The following is a 19,700-nucleotide window of genomic DNA, read 5'->3' as shown; positions in this document are numbered from 1 at the left end:
CATGCGCACTTCATTGATCATCCCCACCCGTAACGCCTCCAGCCACCTGGCACGCCTGCTGCCCGCGCTGAAGATGCAAACCCTGCAACCTGACGAGATGCTGGTGGTGGACAGCGCCTCCAGCGATGACACCGTGGCGCGCTTTCGAGCGTTCGGCGCGCGGGTCGAGGTGATCGACGCCCGTGACTTCAACCACGGCGGCACCCGCCGCTGGGCCAGCGAACAGGTGGGTGGCGACGCACTGATCGTGATGACCCAGGACGCCATCCCCGCCACTCCCGAGACCTTTGCCAACCTGCTCGATGAATTGCAGCAGGACCCGCTCAACGGCATCGCCTACGGGCGGCAATTGCCCCATCCCGATGCGGGCGTGCTGGGCGCGCAATCGCGGCACTTCAACTACCCGGAACACAGCCGCAGCAAAAGCCTGGCCGATGCACCGGAGCTTGGGATCAAGACCTGCTTCAGCTCCGACTCGTTTTCGGTATACCGGCGCAGTGTGTTGCAGGCCGTCGGTGGCTTCCCTGCCGACGTGATCGGAAGCGAAGACGCCTTTGTGGCCGCACGCATGCTGCTCGACGGCTACAAGGTGCGCTACGCCGCCACCGCGCTGGTGCATCACTCCCACGATTACAAACTCATGGACGAGTTTCACCGCTACTTCGACATTGGCGTGTTCTACGGCCGCGAGCCGTGGATCAAGCAGGCCTTTGGCGACGCGGGTGGCGAGGGCAAACGCTATGTGCTGGCCGAACTCGCGGCGCTGCGCAAAGCCGGCGCCTTGCACCGCGTGCCCGAGGTGCTGGTGCGCAGCGTGTTCAAACTGCTCGGTTACCGCCTGGGCCATCTTGAACGCCGCCTGCCGCTCGCCCTCAAGCGGCGCATCAGCATGTTTCCCGGTTATTGGAGGTGAGCAGCATGACCCACAGGAAGTCCCCCTTGATGAAGCGAAGCGTGCTCGCCCTGGCCATGCTGACCCTGGCCGCCTGCAACACCCCGGCGCGTATCGAGCCACCGGACAGCAAGACCGTCGAGGACGGCAAGCGCGCCCTCGACCAACTGGCCCAGCTGCCACCGGCGGTGGAACGCATCCGTATCGGCGACCAGTTGCGCATCGTCCGCGATGCCGGCGAGATGCCGACGCTGTCGGCGTTCAACGTCAGCACCATCTACGAGCTGACGCTGTACACGGTGCAGACCGACGGCAAGATCAACTACCCGTTCCTGGGGCCGATCCAGGTTGCCGGGCGCCAGCCATCGGAGCTGGCCACCCAGTTGACCCACGAGCTCGCGGCGACCTACCGCGAACCCCGGGTGACGGTGAACATCAACCAGGCGCCGAGCAACTCGGTGATCGTCGGCGGTGCGGTGAATAACCCCACGGCGGTGCAGATCGCCACGGCCAACACCCTGGAGCAGGCGATTGTCGGCGCCGGCGGGGTCAGCCCGGCGGGCAACGCGAGCATGGTCGCGCTGCTGCGCGAAGATGCCCAGGGCGCCTATCGTGCTTACTTCCTGGACTTCAGCCAGCTCCTCAAGACCGGCGCCAACGGACGCAAGCCGGTGCGCCTGCAACGCGGCGATGTGGTGTTCGTGCCCAAGTCCAACGTCGGCGAGCGCATCCAGGGCGTGGACACCTACATGAACCAACTGATTCCGTTCACCAAGTCCATCGGGGTCGGCTACAACTACACGCGAACCAGCGGCGGCAGCAATTAAAGGAGCGACATCCCATGATCGAGATCCGTTCTTTTCGTGATCTGCTACGCCTGTTCTTCATCTTCCGCCACGAGTTCAAACTGGCCGCCATTGCGGCGCTGGTGATCATTCTGCTGGGGGCTTTCCTGCTGCCGGCCAAGTACGAATCCACGGCGCGCCTGCTGGTCAAGCCGGGGCGTGATTCGACCTTGCCCATCGAGATCAGCAATCGCCAGGCGCTGGTGATGCCCAGCACCCAGCGCGACCCGATTGTCGACGAAGAGCGCCTGCTCACCGGGCGCCCGATTGTGCGGGCGGTGGCCGAGCACTACCTGGAAGTGATCAGTAACGCACCGCCACCGGAAAGCTTCTGGAAGCGCACCAAGTACTACGTCAAGAGTGGCATAGGCGCGGTGTTCGATGGCATCCGCGTGGTACTGGAAACTGTCGGCGTGGTGGAAAAAACCACGCCGGTGGAACGCCTGGCGGCGGGCCTGGAAAAGAACTTCGAGGTAAGCCACGCGGCCGGTTCCACGGTGATGGACATCACTTTTACCTGGGGCGACCCGGAGATAGCCCAGGCGGTGGTCAAGGATTGGGTCGAGACCTATGTCAACGAACGCACCCAGGCCCTGGGTCGCAAGAGCCTGTACGTCTTCTATGAAGGCCAGGTAGCCACCAGCGCCACCGAGATCCAGAGCTACAAGCAACAGATCCTCACGCACCTGAACCAGATCGGCGCGGCGAGCATCACCGATCGGCTGGAAGACTTGTCCGAGCGCATCAACGTACTGCGGGGCGAAACGTTCAACACCACGCGCCTGATCGCCTCCTCCGACAGCGCCATCCAGAGCACCCGCACCCAGCTCAAGAGCCAGCCCAAGGAAGTCACCACGGTGCGCCAGATCGCACTGAACCCCCAGCAGCAGGACCTGCGCCGCCTGCTGAACCAGAAGCTGCTGGAAAAGGCCGACATGATGCGCACCTACACGGACAACGCGCCGCCGGTCAAAGCCCTGGATGCATCGATCCGCGCAATGCAGGCCCATGTCGCGAGTGAAAGCAACACCGTGCAAAGCTCGGAAAACCGCGCGCCCAATACCCTGGAAATCCACTTGCAGCGAGTACTGCTGGATGAGTCGAGCAACAACCTCGCGCTGCGTACCCAACTGACACAACAACAGAAACAACTGGCCAACCTCGAAGCCCAGCGCAAGCAAGCCCTGGAGATCGAACCGGAACTGACACGCCTCGCCCGGGAGCTGGGCGCCGCCGAACGCAACTACGCGTTGTATGTGGACAACCTGGAAAAATCACGCATTGACCGCGAACTGGATAACAGCCAGATCAGCAACATCGCGGTGATCGAAGAGGCCACCCTGAACCCCGGCCGTATCTTCCCCAAAACCCTGGTGATGCTGGTGCTGGCGCTCCCATTCGCCCTCGTCGTCGGCCTGCTGGTGATCTACCTGTGCTACCTGCTCGACCAGCGCATCCACGATGGCGGCCTGGCGGAACGCAAGTTCGGCCTCCCGCTGTGGACCACCTTGCCCGAGCTGGACACCAGCACCGCCCAAAGCACCAACGCATTCAATGCGAGCATCTACCGGCTGTACGGGTTGCTGCAGTTGGAGCGCATCGCCGAGCAGGGCCTGACTCTTGGCCTGACCTCGGCACGGCACGGCGAAGGGGTGACCTTTGTGGTGGAACAACTGCGTCAGTTGCTGCAGGAAAACGGTATCAACGTGCGTGTGGGCGGCGCCGAACCGGCGGCGCCAGGTGAAGTGGTGCTGCTGGACGCCTCGGCGCTGCTGGATAACCGCGATGCGTTTATCAACCTGCGTCGGGCCGACCTGATCGGGCTGGTGGTGGAAGCGCAGAAGAGCACGGTGCCGGTGGTGGAGCACGCGCTGTCGATCCTCAACACCGCGTTCGGCAAGGTCGACGGCATCATCATCAACCGGCGCAAATTCGAAGTGCCGGCCAAGGTGCTGAAAACCATCGCCAAGTACCGGGGGGCGTTCTGATGCGCGTCGCCCTGCTCGCCCCGTTGCCACCGGAGAAAAATGGCATCGCCGACTACGCGAACCATTTCCGCACGGCACTGGAACAACTGGAGGTGACGGTGCTGACGCCGTTGGCCGGGGTGGCGGGCAACAGCGAGGCAATCAAACAGGCCATCGGTGGGTTCGACTGGCACAGCGTGGACCTGGTCCACGCCGAGCTGGGCGGTGGACGGCTGGGGGAGTTCCTGGCCCTGCGCGAATTGCGCAAGGCCTACCCGGCACTGCCCTTGACCGCCACGGTGCATGATCCGGAACGCATCGTCTGGCGGCGTGAGCGGTTGCCATTCCCGTTGAACCTGCTGGAGCGCTTGCCCAGCCCGATGCCACAGGCGGCAGTGGTGCTGGCGGATCCGCTGACCTTGCGTGAAGAGCGCCAGGTCGCCGCCGGGTTGACCCGTTTGATCACCCTCACCCGCCTGGGCGCCGAGTGCCTGGGCCAACGCATGCAACTGCCGACGGGGAAAGTCGCGGTGATCAACCATGCAAACCTGGCGATTCCATCGGCGCCGTTGCCGCCCCTGGATACGCTGCGCCTGCTGTACTTCGGGTTTATATACCGGGGTAAAGGCATCGAAGACCTGTTAGAGGCCCTGGCCGGCGTGTTCAAGCAGGCCCCCGAATTGCGTGAGCGTGTGCGCCTGACCCTGGCCGGTGGCACCGCCGCCGAAATGGCGTTTGGCGCAGGCGGCAACTACCTGGAGCAGTTGAACCGCCAGATCGCTGAACTCGGCCTGGCGGATGCCATCGACTGGCGGCTGAACCTGCCGGCTGAAGAGATTGCCCAGACCATCCAGGCCCACCATGTGATGGTGCTGCCCTATCGCGAATCGAAAAAACTCGGCCTGCTCGGGCGCCAGCGCGGTACCAGTGGCGCGCTGTCCTGGGCTGCCGCCTGCGGGCGTGGGGCGATCACGTCTGACGCTCGCGCGTTTGCCGAGGAAGTCGCCAGCGGCAATGGCGCTATCTACCCCGAAGGCGATGTGGATGCCCTCAGCGAGCAACTGCTGCGCCTGGCACGCACGCCGCCGCTGGCCCGGGACTGGGCCGAACGCGCCGGCGAAATCGGCCGCGAACGCTTGTGGCCGTTGACCGCGCAGAAGTTCAAGGCGCTGTTTGAGCAAGCCATCGAGGGCAGCCGCCATGGCGCGTAAACGCACGTACGTCGCCACGCTGGTCGTGGTCGCCGCCTTGGGCCTGACCGCGTTTTTGTGGGGGCGCCAGGCCGATGCCGAGAGCCATGTGCTCAAGGGCAACAAAACCGTGGTGTGGAAGGATTTCCTCGGGGTGAACGCGCAGTTCCTGTGGTTCGCCCCTGAGCGCTATCAGAAGCAGATAGACCGTCTCAAGGCGCTGGGCCTGGAGTGGGTACGCCTGGATTTGCATTGGGACCAGCTGGAGCCGGTCCCAGGGCAATACCAGGTTGCGACGTTGGATCAGTTGGTAGGCAAACTGCAGGACAACCAGCTCAAGTCGGTGTTCTACCTGGTGGGGTCGGCGCCGTTCGCCACCACTGCGCCGGTGGGTGCGCCGTATCAGGACCAGTACCCGCCGAAAGACCCGAACGTGTTCGCCAACCGCATGGCGCTGTTGGCACAGCGCTACCCCAGTGTCGACGCCTGGCAGGTGTGGAACGAACCGAACCTGCTGGGCTTCTGGCGCCCGGCAGCCGACCCGGCCGGCTACGCCGCACTGCTGACCACCACCGCCGCCGCGTTGCGCGCAATGAGCCCGAGCAAACCGGTGGTGGCCGCCGGCATGGCATTCTTCAGCGAAATGCCCAACGGCCAGAGCATGTTCGATGCCCTCGGCGCCCTGGGCGTGGCCAGCCTCAATACCGTCGTCTCGTACCACCCTTATACCCAATTGCCCGAAGGCAACGACCCGGCCAACCTGGACTTTATCGCCAGGACCACCGCGCTCAACCAGGCCCTGCGCAACGGCGGCGTGCAGACCCTGTGGAGCACCGAGTGGGGCTGGTCGACCTACACAGGTCCCAAAGACGCCCAGGACATCATCACCCCACAGGCCCAGGCCGATTACGTGGTGCGCCGCCTGGCGCTGATGAGTGCGCTGGATTACGACAGGATCTTCCTGTTTACCCTCAGTGATCTGGACCAGCGCGCCAGTGTGCGTGATCAGTCTTACGGTTTGCTCGACATCGACGCCAACCCCAAGCCGGTCTACACCGCGCTGAAAAATTTCCTCGACGTCAGCGGTCCGACGCTCACCCCCGGCGATCCGCCCAGCGCCGATCAGTTGCCCGACGGCCTGTTCAGCATCGGCTGGACCCGCGCCGACGGGCGCAAGCTATGGTTCTTCTGGGCGGCCGGGGGCGGCAACGCACACCTGCCCAACCTGACCAGCGCCACCCTGTATGACCCGCTGCACGGTACGCAAACCCCGGTAAGTGGCACCCACGGGCTGACCGTCATGGTCAAGCCGAACCTGCAAATTCTGTTATGGGAGTGAGGCCCGCCATGCGCATTTTATGGATCCTGCCCTACTCGCCCTGGCCCGCCACCAGCGGCGGCAAGACCCGCCAGTTCCACCTGCTGCGCAGCCTGGCGGCGCGGGGGCATCGGATCACCTTGCTGCTGCATGACAAGCATCCGGTGTCCCTTGCCGACCGCCAGGTGCTGGAAGCGTTTGTCGAACAGTTGATCATCCTGCCGCGCCGGCCGTTGCGCAGCCTCAAGACCCTGGTGGCGGGGCTGTTTGCACCCTACCCGCTGCTGGCCAGCGTGAATGGGCTGGCGGGCGAGTTGCAGGACACCTTCAACTGGTTGCTGGGTGAGCAGTGGGACGTGGTGCAGATCGAGCACAGCTACAGTTTCCAGCCTTACGAAGATGCGCTGGCGCGTAAATCACAGCCCTTTGTGCTGACCGAACACAATGTGGAGTCGGCCCTGGGCGCGGCCACCTACGACCGTTTGCCGCGTTGGTCGCTGCCGTTCATTCGCTACGATCAATGGCGCTATGCCCGCTGGGAACGCCGGGTGATGCGCCAGGCCGCGCAGGTGGTGGCGGTCACTCAAAACGATGCGCACGTCCTGGAAAAAATCGCCGGCAAACCCGTACCGGTGGTGGTCAATGGCGTGGACTGCGATCACTTCGCCGCCGCCCATCCCGACCCGTCGACACGCCGCGTGCTGTTCCTCGGCAACTATGAATACGCGCCGAACGTGGACGCCATCGAATGGGCCCTGGATGAAATCCTGCCCAAGGTCTGGGCGCGCTGTGCGGATGCGCGCATGAGCGTGTGCGGCTTCGGCATGCCCGGCAACTGGCGCGAGCGTTGGAAAGACCCGCGTATCGAGTGGCAAGGCTTCGTGCCCAACCTGCTCGACCTGCAATCGAGCTGTTCGGTGTTCCTGGCGCCGTTGCGCCACGGCGGCGGCTCCAAGCTCAAGGTGCTCGAAGCCCTGGCCGCCGGCCTGCCGCTGGCCAGCACCGAACAAGGCGTGTCGGGGTTGGACCTGGTGGAAGGCCTGGACTACCTCGGTGGGCAAAGCGCCGACGACCTGGCCGATGCCGTGGTGCGCCTGCTGCAATGCCCTGAAGCCGCCGCGCCCATGGGTGAGGCGGGCCGCGCCTACGTACGCCGCGCCCATGACTGGAGCGTCGCCGCCAGCCAATTGGAGCAGGTGTACGCCACCCTCGTGCCGCTGAGCCAGAGGGAGCCCGCATGCGTATAGGCCTGGATTACCGCACCGTCGGCACCTCGCCGCAATCGGGCATCAGCCGCCAGGTGTATGCACTGGAAAGCGCCCTGCACACCTTGCCGGGCATCGAGCTTGAACGGTTTACCGTGGCACCACTGGGCGATGAAACGCGCCTGCAGGCCCACTGCCCGGCGTGGGGCTGTGCCAAGACCGCCATGCACCAGCCGCAGAATCGTCTGCGCTTTGAGGCCGGTTTTCTGCCGCGCGCCTTGCGCGAGGAGCGTATCGACCTGTACATCAGCACCTTCAACATGGGCCTGCCGTTGCCGCCCAAGCCGAAGGGTTTGCGCACGGTGGTGCTGCTGCATGACCTGTTCCAGATCACCCTGGACAACTACCATGCCAACCGCTCGAAGGCGCTGATCTACAAGACCAGCGATCGCCTGTCGATTGCCTACGCGGTGCACAGCGCCGACCGCGTGTGGACGCCGTCGCAGTACAGCGCCGATGAAACCGCGCGGCTGTTTCCCAAGGCGGTGGGCAAGATTCGTGTGCTGCCCAATCAGGTCGATGGCTTTGCCGGGCTGGTGGCGGACATGAGCCGGCATCAATTGCCCGAGCACTACTGGCTGCTGGTGGGCACCCGCGAGTTGCGCAAGAACGTGCCGTTTTTGGTGGACGCCTGGCAGCAGGCGCGGCGCCAATCCCCTTCGGTGCCGGAGTTGGTGCTGGTGGGCAGTTTGGAACACTTGCCCGAAGCCCAGCGCACATTGCCGGGGATTCGTGCGCTGAGCGGCGTGTCGGACGCCGAGTTGCAGGCGCTTTACCGCCAGGCGTCACGCCTGTGGCAGCCGTCCTATGCCGAAGGCTTTGGCCTGCCGGTGATCGAGGCCCTGAGCGTCGGTACGCCGGTGGCGGTGGCGAGCGGCACTTCGCTGGATGAAATCACCCCGCCGTCGGCCCCGCGCTTTTCGCCCATCGATGGCCCGGCGCTGGTGCAATTGATGCTCAGCCTGGGCGCGCGGCCGGATGAAGACTGCGCCGAGCAACGGCGCCTGTGGGCGCAACGTTTCAACCATCATGCCTATCGCCAGCGCCTGACCGAACTGATCGAGGAACTTCAGTGAGAGTGAACCTGGCAAGCCTCGTCGCGATCCTCTTCGGCCTGCTGTTTGGCGCCCTCGCCCTGTTGCTGTCGCCGGCCAAGGCGTTCCTGGCCGTGGTCGGCCTGGCGGGGGCAGTGACCATCCTGCGCTTTCCGTTGTGGGGGCTGTTGTTGTTCGCCATGATCGCCACGTTCATGCCGTACTCGACTATCAACCTGGGGATCCGCAGCACCGTCAGCGAAGCGATCCTGGCCCTGACCTGGGGCGCGGTGCTGTGGCACAACTTCCTGGCCCGCCTGCCCGATACGCCCAGCCTGACCCGCCGTCCCACCGACCAGATGCTGCTGTGGCTGATGCTGTTCAGCGTGTTCCCGTTCATCGTCGGCCAGGTCACCGTCCACGCCGACAGCAGCGGCGTGGCCAACTGGCTGCGCTGGTTGCTGAGCCTGTCGGCAGTGTTTCTCTGCGCCAGGTTGCTGGTGGACCGCAAGCAGCGTGAATCCTTGGTCATCGCCCTGTTGCTGGGCAGCCTGGCGATGCTGGTGCTGTCGATTGCGGTGTTCGTGCGCACGCGCTCCGGGGCTGGCATTGCGCCGATTCTGGCGTTGTTCAACTACGGCAACTTCGACATGTTGAAATTCGGCCTGGAGGCCATGTCTTCGCGCATGGGTTCGCCGTGGATGCACCCGAATGCCATCGGCGGGATCATGGCATTGCTGCTGCCCCTGGCCTTCTGCTTCGGCGTGACCGAACAGGGCTGGAAACGTGCGCTGGGCCTGGGCGTCGCCTGCCTGGGCGCGGCCGCGTTGCTGTTGGCCAGCAGCCGCGGCGCGATGGTCAGCCTGGCGTTGGTGCTGGTGTGGATGGCTACGCGCCGCGTGCCCTACACCGGGCGCCTGCTGATGATCGGCGCGGCGCTGACCGTGGCACTGGTAATGGCCTACCCACCGTTACAGGAACGCCTGGCGACGATTTTCTCGTCGGACAACGCCAGTACCGAAGTGCGGTTCGACGAGTACCGCATGTTCCCGCAGGCGGTGGTGTCCTATCCGTTCGGGATCGGCTTCAAGGTTGACCCGCCGGTACCGGGTACCCACCTGCTGGGGATCTCCAACCTGTGGCTGAACTTCATCTACAAGACCGGCATCGTCGGCATGCTGTTCTTTGTGGCGGTGACCGTGCGCTGGTGGCGTGAGGCGCGTCCGCAAAAAGGCCCGATCCGCCTGACCAAGGACAATGCCCTGTGGCTGGGCACCACCGGCGGGATTCTGTCGGCGCTGGTCAGCGGCCTGTTCGACCACTACTTCAGTTTTGCGGTGGTGATGGTGGCGTTGTTCTGGCTGATGGTGGGCATCAATGTACTGGAGGCGCGGCGGTTGTTTCCGGCGCGGCTGCCGCAAGTGAAGACCGTGGCCTACCGCAAACACTTGCCTGATGGGGCACGGCCCTGATGCTCGGCTCCGCCGCCTGGCTGACCCTGGCGACCCTGGTGGGCCTGTGCCTGGGATTTGCCCGTGAATGGCTGCTGGTGGCGGCCTGGGGCGCCGGAGAGCGCAGCGATGCCTTCCTGATCGCGCTGTTTTTGCCGGAAGCGCTGCGCATGTCGTTGGCCGGCGGTGTGCTGAGCGCCGCCGCGCTGCCGTTGTACCTGCAACGCAAGCATGGCGAACGCCTGGAGTGGCTGGCGGTGCTGTTCCCGGCGTTGCTGCTGATCGCGCTGGTCATCAGCCTGCTGCTGACGCTGTTGGCACCGTGGCTGGTGCAAATGCTCGGCCCGGGGTTGGCCGACACCGCCACAGTCTTGGCCAGCAGCAACCTGCAGATCGTCGCCTGGTGTGTGCCGGGCTTGATGTTGCATGGGCTGTTCAGCATTCCCTTGCAGGCCAGCGAACGTTTTGTCCTCGCGGGGCTGGGCTCGTTGCTGTTCAACCTGCCGCCGGTGACGTACCTCGCCCTCGCGGGCACTATCAGCCAACCGCACGCGCTGGCCCTGGCCTGCCTGGCCGGCAGCCTGTTGATGCCGCTGGCGCTGTTGCCGTCGGTGTGGCGCCAAGGCTGGCGGCCATGGCGCTGGCAACTGAGCGTCGCACCCTTGCGGGAGCTGGGCCAGCGCATCGGACCGCTGTTGCTGAGCAATGGCGCCAGCCAGGGGTTGGCGCTGATCGAGCGGCTGGTGGCATCGCTGCTGGGCGAAGGCGCGGTGACCTGGGTCAACCTGGCGCGCAAGCTGATGAACCTGCCGCTGATTGCGCTGATGAGTCTCAACCAGGTACTGCTGGGCATGATGAGCCGCCGTCAGGGCGATGAGCGCCTGGCCCTGCTCAAGCGCGGCCTGGAAACCGCCAGCGTACTGACCCTGCCTGCCGGTGTCGGCCTGGTGGCGGCAGCCCCGAGCCTGGTGGCGCTGCTGCTGCCCAGACAATCGGCGGATTCGCCGTTGCCGCTGCTGCTGGCCTGGTTTGCCGTGCCGTTGGTGTTCGGCGCCTGGAACGCCTTGCTCGCGCGCTATGCCTACGCCGCCGGCGATACGCGCCAGCCGCTGCGCTGCGAGTTGCTCGGCAGCCTGGTCAACGTGTTGTTGCTGGGAGCGCTGCCCTGGGTGTTCGGCCTGGCCGGCATCCCCTTGGCCGCACTGGCCGGCGTGCTCTGCACCGCACTGTTGCTGATGCAGCGCCAGGCCTTGATTGGCGCCCTGCCGTGGGCCCGGCATTGGCTGCTCAGTGGGCTGCTGATGGGGCTGGCGGCGCTGATGCTGTTTGGTATTGAGGGCGTGTGGCTGCAACTGGGGCTGAGCACCCTGGCGGGCGCCGTGGTGCTGCTCGGCATGGGGCTGTGGCTCAAGCCGTGGCGCAAGGCATGACGCTTATTGTAGGAGCTGGCTTGCCAGCGAAAATCGTCAACGATAACGCGGGCATTCTGGATGCACGTGGTGCCCTTGCGTTCTTCGCTGGCAAGCCAGCTCCTACAGGGGCGGTGGAGTTTATAGATCGGGAGCACTCAGGTGAAAAATCGCTGGATTCAAATGGATATCGCCAAGGGCATCGGCATCCTGGTGATCGTGTACGCCCACAGTTGGTTTGTCGCCACGTCGCCGGACTTGATGTACCCGATCCTGGCGTCGTTCGTACTGCCGTTGTTCTTCTTTCTGTCGGGGGTGTTTTTCAAACCTGAACAGCCGTTTGTCGAGATGGCGGTGCGTAAGGCCGACGGCCTGCTCAAGCCGTTTTTCTTCACCATGCTGGTGTATGTGATCGTGCGCGATGTGCTGCGCGGCCAACCGCTGCTGCCGGATATCGGCGGCGTGCTGTACGCCTCGGTGGACACCATCCCCTGGCAGGCGCTGTGGTTTTTGCCGCACTTCTGGGTGGCGATCCTCTTCAGTTGGGCGGTACTGCGGCTGATTCAGCGCCTGCCGCTGGCGGTGAGCTGTGCAGTGATGCTGGTGCCGCTGCTGATCGGCATCTGGATGCTGCCGTGGTTCTGGCAACTGCCGGTGACTCTCGGCGGGCAAACCTGGGTGCTGCCCGGCTTGCCCTTCAGCCTGGATATCACCCTGATCAGCAGTGCGTGTTTCGTCTACGGCTACCTGCTGCGTGACTGGCTGCGTACCCATGCGGGGTCACTGCTGACCCTGCTGGTGTCGGTGGCGCTGTTCGCGGCGGTGTTCCTCTACCGGGGCGATACCATGGACCTGGCGCAGCGTCGCTACGACCACTGGCTGTGGACCAGCCTGCTGGCGGTGATTGGGGTGTACCTGTGCTGGGCGTTGGCGCGGGTGCTGATGGCGTCGGCCCTGATCACCCGGGTCATGACCTACATCGGCCAGTCGACCCTGATCCTGCTGATCTTCCATGGGGAGATCCAGCACAAGACATTCGATTTGATGGAGCGTCTGGGGCTGCACGCGTTTGTCGCGGCCTGCATCGGTTTTGTGGTGGCGGTAGTGGTGCCGTTGTTGATCGGGGAAGTGATCAAGCGGGTGGCATTCCTGCGGTTTTTCTACTTTCCATTTCCGCTGCGCAAGGCTGCCAGATAACGGTAGGAGCGAGCGTGCTCCTACCGGGTATCGGGTTCAGTCATCCAGTTGTTGCGCGGCGGGCTTGCCGGCGTGTTTCGCCGGCTTGGCGCCCTTGGCCGGAGCCGGTGCAACGGGCTCGGGTTCCGGGGCGGCGGCGGTTTCTTTCTCGGCCATCGGCATCTGGTCGATGGCGCTGAAAAACTCTTTCAAATCGAGGGTATCCGGTGGCACGGTCTTCTCGACTTTCTTCTCGCCATCCTTGCCCACCAGGATCACTTTGGTGCCGCTGCCGGCACCCAGTTTGAGGGCGCGGATCAGCGCATTGGTCTCGGGCGGCGTGAGCTTCTTGTTGTCCTGGGGGTCCTTGGCGAACTTCTCCCCTTCGGCACCGATGCTGCCAAACTTCACGGTGTAGAACACCATGCTGCGCTCTTCAAAGGACTGCTTGGTGGCAGGCTCGTCCAGTTGTTTCTTGAGGGTCGCCAGTGTGTCGTTGCCGGAATCAAGCTCCACCACCACCAGTGGCCGGGCTTTGCCCAGGTCCTGCTTGAGCGGGTTGATATCATCAGCAGCCAACAGCGGCCCCGTAAAAGCCATCAAGGTAGCCAGGGTCAGCGACCGGATGAGCATGCGCACCTCCTTTGAATTCCATGCAGGGTTCTTGAGTTTCATGTCTGCGACAGTCAAATTCAAGGATGATTCCTACACCGCGTTCAGAAAGCGTAGGCCAGGACGCCCGCTCCGCAAGGGCTTGGCGGCGACATGCGGCATTGTTTCCTTTGATTGCACAAACATTACGAGACCTTCCAGCCCGGCCAATGGCGGGCAAAGACAGGCGCCACGATCGGGTCGGCATCCACCTGCGCCAGGGTCTGGGCAAAGCCTGGCGCCAGGGCAGTCAAGGCCTCACGCGCCTCATCCCAGCGCGACACCGCCGCCGCCATGATGCCCAGCGCATTCGGTTCGCCGTTGGACGCGAACAGTTGGCCGGCAAACTGTTCGGCAAACACCACCCAGGCCTGATGCAGATAGCGACGCGTGCCCGCGACCAATTGCGCCTGCACCGCTTCATCGGCATTGCCCACCCAGCGTTGCGGGTAGTCAATGATGCCAATCGCCGAATAGCAATTGGCCGCGATGTACACCAGGCCGCGGATGATCTGGTCACGGTCGCCGCCCAGCAGATGCGCATCGGGAAACGCCAGGCCCAGGTGGATCAGGATCGCGGCACTTTCCGTCAGCACCTGTCCATCGGGGATAACCAGGGTGGGCACCTGTTTGAGCGGGTTGATACGGGCAAGCTCATCACTGCCCTCGCCGTCGGCCCAGGAGGCGGCGTCCACCCGTCGCCATGGTACCGCGCACCGTTGCAGGGCGATTTCAATCATGCAGGAGCCGGATTCGTCGATGCCATAGAGTGTGTACATAGCCTTTCCTCCATTGGATGAATCAAGAATTTTAGAACAAGCCCATTTGCCCGCCGACCAGGGTGCTGAAATCGTCACTCACGAACGGCAGGATGGCATCTGCGACCGGTTGCAATTGCCGGGTGACGTAGTGGTCGTAATCAATCGGCGCCTGGCGTACTTCCAGCGGTTCGGGGCCGTTGACGCTGATCACATAGCGGATCCAGCCGCCGCGCTGGTACTGGCGCGGGCGCCCCAGGCGGTCGTTGTATTCATCGGCCAGGCGCGCCGCGCGTACATGGGGCGGCACGTTGCGCTCGTAGTCATCCAGTTGACGGCGCAGACGTTTGCGGTAGATCAGCAGTTCATCGAACTCGCCGCTCAAGGTGCGGCGCACGTAGTCGCGTATGTAGTCCTGATGGGGCTGGCGGTGGAAGATGCGCTGGTAGAGTTCCTGCTGGAACCGCCGGGCCAGGGGCGACCAGTCGCTGCGTACGGTCTCCAGGCCTTTGTAGATCATCTCTTCGCTGCCGTCGGCACGTACCACCAGGCCGGCGTAGCGCTTCTTGCTGCCCTCCTCCGCGCCGCGAATGGTCGGCATCAGGAAGCGGCTGAAGTGGGTTTCGTATTGCAGCTCCAGGGCACTTTGCAGGCCGAACGCGCTGTGCAGGTGCTCACGCCACCAGGTGTTGACGTGCTTGACCAGCGCCTGGCCGATACGGCTGGCGTCGTCCTGGGAATGCGCGCTGCCGAGCCACACGAAGGTGGAGTCGGTGTCGCCGTAGATCACCTCATACCCCTGGGCTTCAACCAGTTCGCGGGTCTGGCGCATGATCTGGTGGCCGCGCATCGTGATCGACGAAGCCAGTCGTGTATCGAAAAAGCGGCAACCGCTGGAACCGAGTACGCCGTAGAACGCATTCATGATGATTTTCAGCGCCTGGGACAGCGGCGCGTTGTGCTCACGCTTGGCCTCTTCGCGACCTTCGGAGACACGCGCAACGATGGCCGGCAGGCAGTGCCGGGTGCGAGAAAAGCGTGCACCGCGAAAGCCTTCGACGGAGTCGCTGTCGTCGGGGTGCTTGAGGCCTTCGATCAGGCCCACCGGGTCGATCAGGAAGCTGCGGATGATCGACGGGTAAAGGCTTTTGTAATCGAGCACCAGCACCGATTCGTAGAGGCCAGGACGCGAATCCATGACAAACCCGCCGGGGCTGGCCTGGGGTGGTTTGTCGCCCAGGTTCGGCGCGACGAAGCCCTGGCGGTGCATCAGCGGCATGTACAGGTGGGTAAACGCCGCCACCGAGCCGCCGTTGCGGTCGGCCGGCAACCCGGTGACGCTGGCGCGTTCGAGCAGGAACTTGAGCAGTTCGGTCTTCTCGAAAATCCGCGTGACCAGCTCGCAGTCCTTGAGGTTGTAACGCGCCAGGGCGGGCTTGTCCTCGGCGAACATGCGGTTGATTTCGTCCATGCGTTGATACGGTGTGGAGATGTCCTTGCCCTCGCCGAGCAGGGTTTGCGCGACGTTTTCCAGGCTGAAGGATTCGAAACTCCAGGTGGCCGAACGCAGGGCCTCGATACCGTCGATGATCAGACGCCCCGCCGCTGCGGCGAAGTAATGGTTGCGGCTGCCGTGTTCGCGCCAGGCCATGGGCTCATCGCCGCGACCGAGCATCAACGGTACGTTGAGGCGCTGGGCATGTTCGTGGAGTACGCGCAGGTCGAACTGCACCACATTCCAGCCGATGATTGCATCGGGGTCATGGGTGGCGAGCCATTGGTTGAGGCATTCGAGCAGTTGAGCGCGGGTGTCGCAGTAGTCGAGCTTGAAATCCACCGCGTCAGTCTTGTTCGGCGGGCCGAGCATGTACACCTGGCGTTCGCCGCAGCCTTCGAGGGCGATGGAATAGAGGTCGCCCTGGGCGGTGGTCTCGATGTCCAGGGACACCAGCTTGAGCGGCGGGCGGTAGTCGGGCGCGGGCTTCATCTGCGCATCGCACAGGGCACCACTGGCATCCGGTGTCCCACCGAACCAGACCGGAGCGGTGATGAAACGCTCCATCATGTAGCGTTCCGGCGGGCGCACATCGGCTTCGTAGACATCGACACCGGCGGCGCGCAGGCGCTTTTCCACGTCCATCAACTGGCGATGCTGGCGCGTGTAGAGGCCCAGGACCGGGCGGTGATGGAAATCGCAGAGTTGCAGCGGGCGCAATTCGATATCGCGTTCGCCTTTGAGCAACCAATCCAGCGGCTTGCGATGGGCCTCGGGAATGAACATCACCGAGGTCTGCACGGGTAGGCGGATAAACCGTGGCCCCTGGTCTGTGGCCAGCCAGAAACTGACCTCCGTGCCCGCCGGGGTATCGCGCCAATGCCGGGTCAGGACAAAACCCTGCTGTAAATCCACCGTACCGCACCTCAGGAATAGCTTTCAGGCGTTGATTCTACGCGGCATCTGCGCAAACGCGGCAGGTAAACGCGCACGCAAGCGGTGGACTTCTAAAGGCGGCGAAAGCGGGCACCGCAATGGTGCCATTTCTCCAGCTCACGCCCGACGTGTTTTGCTCAAATAGTTTTCGATATTGCCCATCTGCTCGTCCCAGCCACGGGAATTCATCTTGAAGGCTTTTTGCCGACGAGCCTCCGGCACCGCGTCGAAACCGGATTCAACCACCCGCAGCAAAATGCCCGGCGCCCGATCCTCAATGGTGAATTCAACCAGTGTCGGGGTTTCCTTGTCGTAGTCGACGCCCTTTTCTACCGCGAAGGGGTGCCACCAGAAAGAGAACAACGTTTGCGGCAGGATGCGTTCGATTTTGGCTTTCCAGATCACGTGTTCGTAACCTGGGTAGGTAATCGGCGCCTCTATGGTTTCCCCTGCCACAAAGGCTTTGCCCTTGAGGGCGATGCCAAACCAATCGCCGAATTGCTCGGCATTGGTGAGCGCTTCCCAGACCTGTTTACGTGAAGCGTTCAGCAGAACTTTTCGCTCAATGCGATCTAATACGTGCATAAGTCACCTCCTCCATTGACAGTAGGCGACACCAAATAATGCGCAACCTCAGGTTGTAAGCAATCATGATGACCCCGTCCTTGAACCGGCAATACGTTTATGACTGACCCATTGAATGGAAGTTGCTTCTGCAAAGGTGTCCGCTATCAGGTGGACCAGTTGGACATGCCTGTCAGCCACTGCCACTGCGCAAGCTGCCGCAAAATACATGCGGCACCGTTTGTCGCCACCGCAGGAGTAATGCGCGAACATTTTCGCTGGACGCTGGGGGAGGAACTGTTGGCGTCCTTTGAATCTTCGCCGGGCAAGCTCAGGCATTTCTGCTCGCGCTGTGGCTCACATCTGATAGCAGAACGTGGGCATCAGCCCCATGTGGTCGTGCGGGTGGCGACGCTGGACGATGATCCGGGCGTCAGGCCCACCTCGCACATCTGGATGGCCCATGATGTGCCCTGGCTTGACCATGAAGGCATAGAGCAATGGGACGAGTGGAAGGCATGATTTAGACGTGGGGGTCACCTGGCGCTTTTGCCGGCGTCGCATATTGCGGCTTCAGGTGACCGTCCTGGTCGAGTAGCCACGCATCCATGATTTGCCGCACCACCGGACCCGCGACGCGACCACCGGCCTCACCGTTTTCGATCATCACCGAAATCACGATCTTCGGATGTTCGGCCGGAGCGAAGCCAACGAACAACGCGTTGTCGCGATGGCGCTCCAGGGTTTTTTCGCGGTTGTAACGCTCACCTTGCTTGATCGCAACCACTTGCGCAGTACCGCTCTTGCCGGCAATGCGGTATTGCGCCCCTTGTGCGGCGGCCCGGGCGATACCTCGCGGGTCATGCATCACCAACTGCATACCGTGATTGACCTGCTCCCAATCACGCGGATCCTTGAGGACGACGTTGGGCATTGGATTCTGGTCCACCGGCGGCTCACCATTGATCGTCTTGGCCAGGTGCGGGCGATTCCACACACCCTTGTTGGCGATCAACGCCGTGGCCTGGGCCAATTGCAGCGGAGTGACTTGCATATACCCCTGGCCAATGCCGAGGATCACGGTTTCGCCCGGGAACCAGGGTTGGCGCCGCGTGGCGCGCTTCCAAGCCTGGGATGGCATCAAGCCAGCGGACTCTTCGAACATGTCCAGGGAGACTTTCTGGCCCAGGCCAAACTCCGCCAGGTAGTCGTGCAGACGGTCGATGCCGAGTTTGTGAGCAAGGTCGTAAAAGTAAGTGTCGTTGGAACGCATGATGGCAGCGTCCATGTCTACCCAGCCGTCGCCGCTGTGGTTCCAATTGCGGTATTTGTGGTCAAAGTCAGGGAGCTGGTAGTAACCGGGGTCGAATACACGGGTCTGTGGGGTGACGACACCGCTGTCGAGGCCAGCGATGGCCACTTCCGGCTTGATGGTCGAGCCCGGCGCATAGAGCCCCCGGAGGACACGGTTGAAGAGCGGCCGGTCAATGGAGTCGTGCAGGGCGGCATATTCCTTGAAACTGATGCCGGTGACGAACAGGTTCGGATCAAAACTCGGCTTACTGACCATGGCCAGTACTTCGCCGGTTTGCGGATCGAGGGCAACCACTGAGCCACGGCGATCACCCAGGGCTTCTTCCGCAGCTTCCTGGAGCTTCACGTCGAGGCTCAGGACGATATTTTTGCCAGGAATCGGGTCGGTGTGCTTGAGCACACGGAGTACGCGGCCTTGGGCATTGGTCTCGACCTCTTCGTAGCCGACATGACCATGCAGTTCGGATTCGTAGAAACGCTCGATACCGGTTTTGCCGATGGACTGCGTGCCACGGTACTCCACCGAGTCGAGGGCTTTGGATTCTTTCTCATTGATCCGCCCCACATAGCCGATGGAGTGGGCAAAATGCGCACCCAGCGGGTAGTGACGGACGAATTGCGGCTCTACATCTACTCCTGGCAGGCGGAACTCATTCACCGCCAGCAATGCGACTTGCTCTTCGGTCAACTCGTAAAACAACGTCACGGGGACGAAGGGGTGCCGTGCCTGCTTCAGGGCCTTGTCGAACAACGCACGGTCTTCGACAGGCAGGTGCAGCAAGTTGACGATGGCGTCGAGTTCGCCCTTGAGGTCAGTGGTGCGCTCGCGGGTGATGGTCAGGTTGTAGCTGGGTCGGTTATCGGCCAGCACCACGCCATTACGGTCATAGATAAGGCCGCGCGTAGGAGTGATGGGCAGCACGTGGACGCGGTTGTTTTCAGAAATCGTGGAGTGGTAGTCGAACTGTACGACTTGAAGGAAATACATACGCCCCACCAGGGCACACGTAATGCCTATCACCAACAACGCACAAGCGAGCAGGCGCTTGTTGACCAGGCGGTTTTCTTTTTCGTGATCTTTAATCGGTATCGGTTCAGGCATTTCTACAGCATCTCGTTGAAGAAGGTCGACGCCGCATCCTGCGATGAAAGATCAGTCCTTGGGAAATGTGCTGCACCATACCAAAAATGCAGAAACACTTTGCATTGAATTCCCCAACGGCACTCTGAAGTGAGTTCCCTCTCGACGGGTACGGTGATACGGCAGCTGCCCTTGAAGATACTCAACAGCTCATCCGCCTAGGCGTACCCACTTTTCGAGCGCCCAAAACAAAACCCCATCTGCTTTCGCAAATGGGGTTTCGGAATTTAATCTTGACGATGACCTACTCTCACATGGGGAAACCCCACACTACCATCGGCGATGCATCGTTTC

General features: G+C 62.9%; 16 protein-coding genes. 11 read left to right on the top strand and 5 right to left on the bottom strand.

The window, feature by feature from the left end; genetic code table 11:
* The first annotated feature begins 1 nt into the window (after position 1).
* The 10 genes from PspCFBP13509_RS26865 to PspCFBP13509_RS26820 all read left to right on the top strand — a co-directional run bounded on the left by PspCFBP13509_RS26865 (position 2) and on the right by PspCFBP13509_RS26820 (position 12,568).
* Positions 2 to 913, top strand: a complete 912-nt coding sequence (locus PspCFBP13509_RS26865) for a glycosyltransferase family 2 protein (protein WP_137212926.1) — start codon at positions 2 to 4, stop codon at positions 911 to 913.
* A 29-nt stretch (positions 914 to 942) separates the two neighbouring features.
* A complete protein-coding gene (locus PspCFBP13509_RS26860) occupies positions 943 to 1,719 on the top strand; it encodes a polysaccharide biosynthesis/export family protein (protein WP_065926902.1) in 777 nt (258 codons plus the stop codon).
* Between the two features lie 14 nt (positions 1,720 to 1,733).
* Positions 1,734 to 3,725, top strand: a complete 1,992-nt coding sequence (locus PspCFBP13509_RS26855; RefSeq protein WP_137212925.1) for a GumC family protein — start codon at positions 1,734 to 1,736, stop codon at positions 3,723 to 3,725.
* A complete protein-coding gene (locus PspCFBP13509_RS26850) occupies positions 3,725 to 4,915 on the top strand; it encodes a glycosyltransferase (protein ID WP_137212924.1) in 1,191 nt (396 codons plus the stop codon). The genes PspCFBP13509_RS26855 and PspCFBP13509_RS26850 overlap by 1 nt, the downstream gene beginning before the upstream one ends.
* Complete coding sequence (locus PspCFBP13509_RS26845; RefSeq protein ID WP_137212923.1) at positions 4,905 to 6,233, top strand: GH39 family glycosyl hydrolase; 1,329 nt, start codon at positions 4,905 to 4,907, stop codon at positions 6,231 to 6,233. Before PspCFBP13509_RS26850 ends, PspCFBP13509_RS26845 begins: the two co-directional genes overlap by 11 nt.
* Positions 6,234 to 6,241: 8 nt before the next feature.
* Entirely contained in the window at positions 6,242 to 7,459 is a 1,218-nt protein-coding gene (locus PspCFBP13509_RS26840) for a glycosyltransferase family 4 protein (protein ID WP_065926898.1), read from the top strand.
* Complete coding sequence (locus PspCFBP13509_RS26835; protein WP_137212922.1) at positions 7,450 to 8,553, top strand: glycosyltransferase family 4 protein; 1,104 nt, start codon at positions 7,450 to 7,452, stop codon at positions 8,551 to 8,553. The genes PspCFBP13509_RS26840 and PspCFBP13509_RS26835 overlap by 10 nt, the downstream gene beginning before the upstream one ends.
* Positions 8,554 to 8,555: 2 nt before the next feature.
* Positions 8,556 to 9,983, top strand: coding sequence for an O-antigen ligase family protein (locus PspCFBP13509_RS26830; protein WP_027603097.1), 1,428 nt, complete (start codon positions 8,556 to 8,558; stop codon positions 9,981 to 9,983).
* Positions 9,983 to 11,392 carry a lipid II flippase MurJ gene (locus tag PspCFBP13509_RS26825; protein WP_137212921.1) on the top strand — a complete coding sequence of 470 codons (1,410 nt, stop codon included), beginning with the start codon at positions 9,983 to 9,985 and terminating at the stop codon, positions 11,390 to 11,392. Before PspCFBP13509_RS26830 ends, PspCFBP13509_RS26825 begins: the two co-directional genes overlap by 1 nt.
* A 141-nt stretch (positions 11,393 to 11,533) precedes the next feature.
* Complete coding sequence (locus PspCFBP13509_RS26820) at positions 11,534 to 12,568, top strand: acyltransferase family protein (protein WP_137212920.1); 1,035 nt, start codon at positions 11,534 to 11,536, stop codon at positions 12,566 to 12,568.
* 36 nt (positions 12,569 to 12,604) lie between these two features.
* On the opposite strand, the gene PspCFBP13509_RS26815 is transcribed toward PspCFBP13509_RS26820, so the two are convergent.
* From PspCFBP13509_RS26815 to PspCFBP13509_RS26800, 4 genes are all read right to left on the bottom strand, one after another.
* Positions 12,605 to 13,180: a DUF4174 domain-containing protein gene (locus tag PspCFBP13509_RS26815; RefSeq protein ID WP_137212919.1), complete on the bottom strand. Its 576-nt coding sequence runs from the start codon at positions 13,178 to 13,180 to the stop codon at positions 12,605 to 12,607.
* Positions 13,181 to 13,344: 164 nt separating this feature from the next.
* Positions 13,345 to 13,977 carry a glutathione S-transferase family protein gene (locus PspCFBP13509_RS26810; protein ID WP_065926893.1) on the bottom strand — a complete coding sequence of 211 codons (633 nt, stop codon included), beginning with the start codon at positions 13,975 to 13,977 and terminating at the stop codon, positions 13,345 to 13,347.
* Between the two features lie 31 nt (positions 13,978 to 14,008).
* Entirely contained in the window at positions 14,009 to 16,366 is a 2,358-nt protein-coding gene (locus PspCFBP13509_RS26805) for a DNA polymerase II (RefSeq protein WP_137212918.1), read from the bottom strand.
* 138 nt (positions 16,367 to 16,504) lie between these two features.
* Positions 16,505 to 16,972 carry an SRPBCC family protein gene (locus tag PspCFBP13509_RS26800; protein ID WP_065926891.1) on the bottom strand — a complete coding sequence of 156 codons (468 nt, stop codon included), beginning with the start codon at positions 16,970 to 16,972 and terminating at the stop codon, positions 16,505 to 16,507.
* Positions 16,973 to 17,071: 99 nt separating this feature from the next.
* Between PspCFBP13509_RS26800 and PspCFBP13509_RS26795 the strand changes: the two genes are divergently transcribed.
* Positions 17,072 to 17,473 (top strand): GFA family protein, encoded by a 402-nt coding sequence (locus tag PspCFBP13509_RS26795; RefSeq protein ID WP_137212917.1) that lies wholly within the window; start codon positions 17,072 to 17,074, stop codon positions 17,471 to 17,473.
* A 1-nt stretch (position 17,474) separates the two neighbouring features.
* Here PspCFBP13509_RS26795 and mrdA read toward each other — a convergent pair whose 3' ends face one another.
* Positions 17,475 to 19,367: a penicillin-binding protein 2 gene (gene mrdA, locus PspCFBP13509_RS26790; RefSeq protein ID WP_065926889.1), complete on the bottom strand. Its 1,893-nt coding sequence runs from the start codon at positions 19,365 to 19,367 to the stop codon at positions 17,475 to 17,477.
* Between the last annotated feature and the right edge of the window lie 333 nt (positions 19,368 to 19,700).

The organism is Pseudomonas sp. CFBP13509, from assembly GCF_005233485.1.
Lineage (GTDB): Bacteria > Pseudomonadota > Gammaproteobacteria > Pseudomonadales > Pseudomonadaceae > Aquipseudomonas > Aquipseudomonas marginalis.
This window is presented reverse-complemented; position numbering and strand designations above follow the sequence as displayed.

Coding starts and splice junctions, on each gene's coding strand:
- PspCFBP13509_RS26865 (WP_137212926.1), top strand. CDS start 2: ATGCGCACTTCATTGATCATCCCCACCCGTAACGCCTCCAGCCACCTG.
- PspCFBP13509_RS26860 (WP_065926902.1), top strand. CDS start 943: ATGAAGCGAAGCGTGCTCGCCCTGGCCATGCTGACCCTGGCCGCCTGC.
- PspCFBP13509_RS26855 (WP_137212925.1), top strand. CDS start 1,734: ATGATCGAGATCCGTTCTTTTCGTGATCTGCTACGCCTGTTCTTCATC.
- PspCFBP13509_RS26850 (WP_137212924.1), top strand. CDS start 3,725: ATGCGCGTCGCCCTGCTCGCCCCGTTGCCACCGGAGAAAAATGGCATC.
- PspCFBP13509_RS26845 (WP_137212923.1), top strand. CDS start 4,905: ATGGCGCGTAAACGCACGTACGTCGCCACGCTGGTCGTGGTCGCCGCC.
- PspCFBP13509_RS26840 (WP_065926898.1), top strand. CDS start 6,242: ATGCGCATTTTATGGATCCTGCCCTACTCGCCCTGGCCCGCCACCAGC.
- PspCFBP13509_RS26835 (WP_137212922.1), top strand. CDS start 7,450: ATGCGTATAGGCCTGGATTACCGCACCGTCGGCACCTCGCCGCAATCG.
- PspCFBP13509_RS26825 (WP_137212921.1), top strand. CDS start 9,983: ATGCTCGGCTCCGCCGCCTGGCTGACCCTGGCGACCCTGGTGGGCCTG.
- PspCFBP13509_RS26815 (WP_137212919.1), bottom strand. CDS start 13,180: ATGCTCATCCGGTCGCTGACCCTGGCTACCTTGATGGCTTTTACGGGG.
- PspCFBP13509_RS26810 (WP_065926893.1), bottom strand. CDS start 13,977: ATGTACACACTCTATGGCATCGACGAATCCGGCTCCTGCATGATTGAA.
- PspCFBP13509_RS26800 (WP_065926891.1), bottom strand. CDS start 16,972: ATGCACGTATTAGATCGCATTGAGCGAAAAGTTCTGCTGAACGCTTCA.
- PspCFBP13509_RS26795 (WP_137212917.1), top strand. CDS start 17,072: ATGACTGACCCATTGAATGGAAGTTGCTTCTGCAAAGGTGTCCGCTAT.
- mrdA (WP_065926889.1), bottom strand. CDS start 19,367: ATGCCTGAACCGATACCGATTAAAGATCACGAAAAAGAAAACCGCCTG.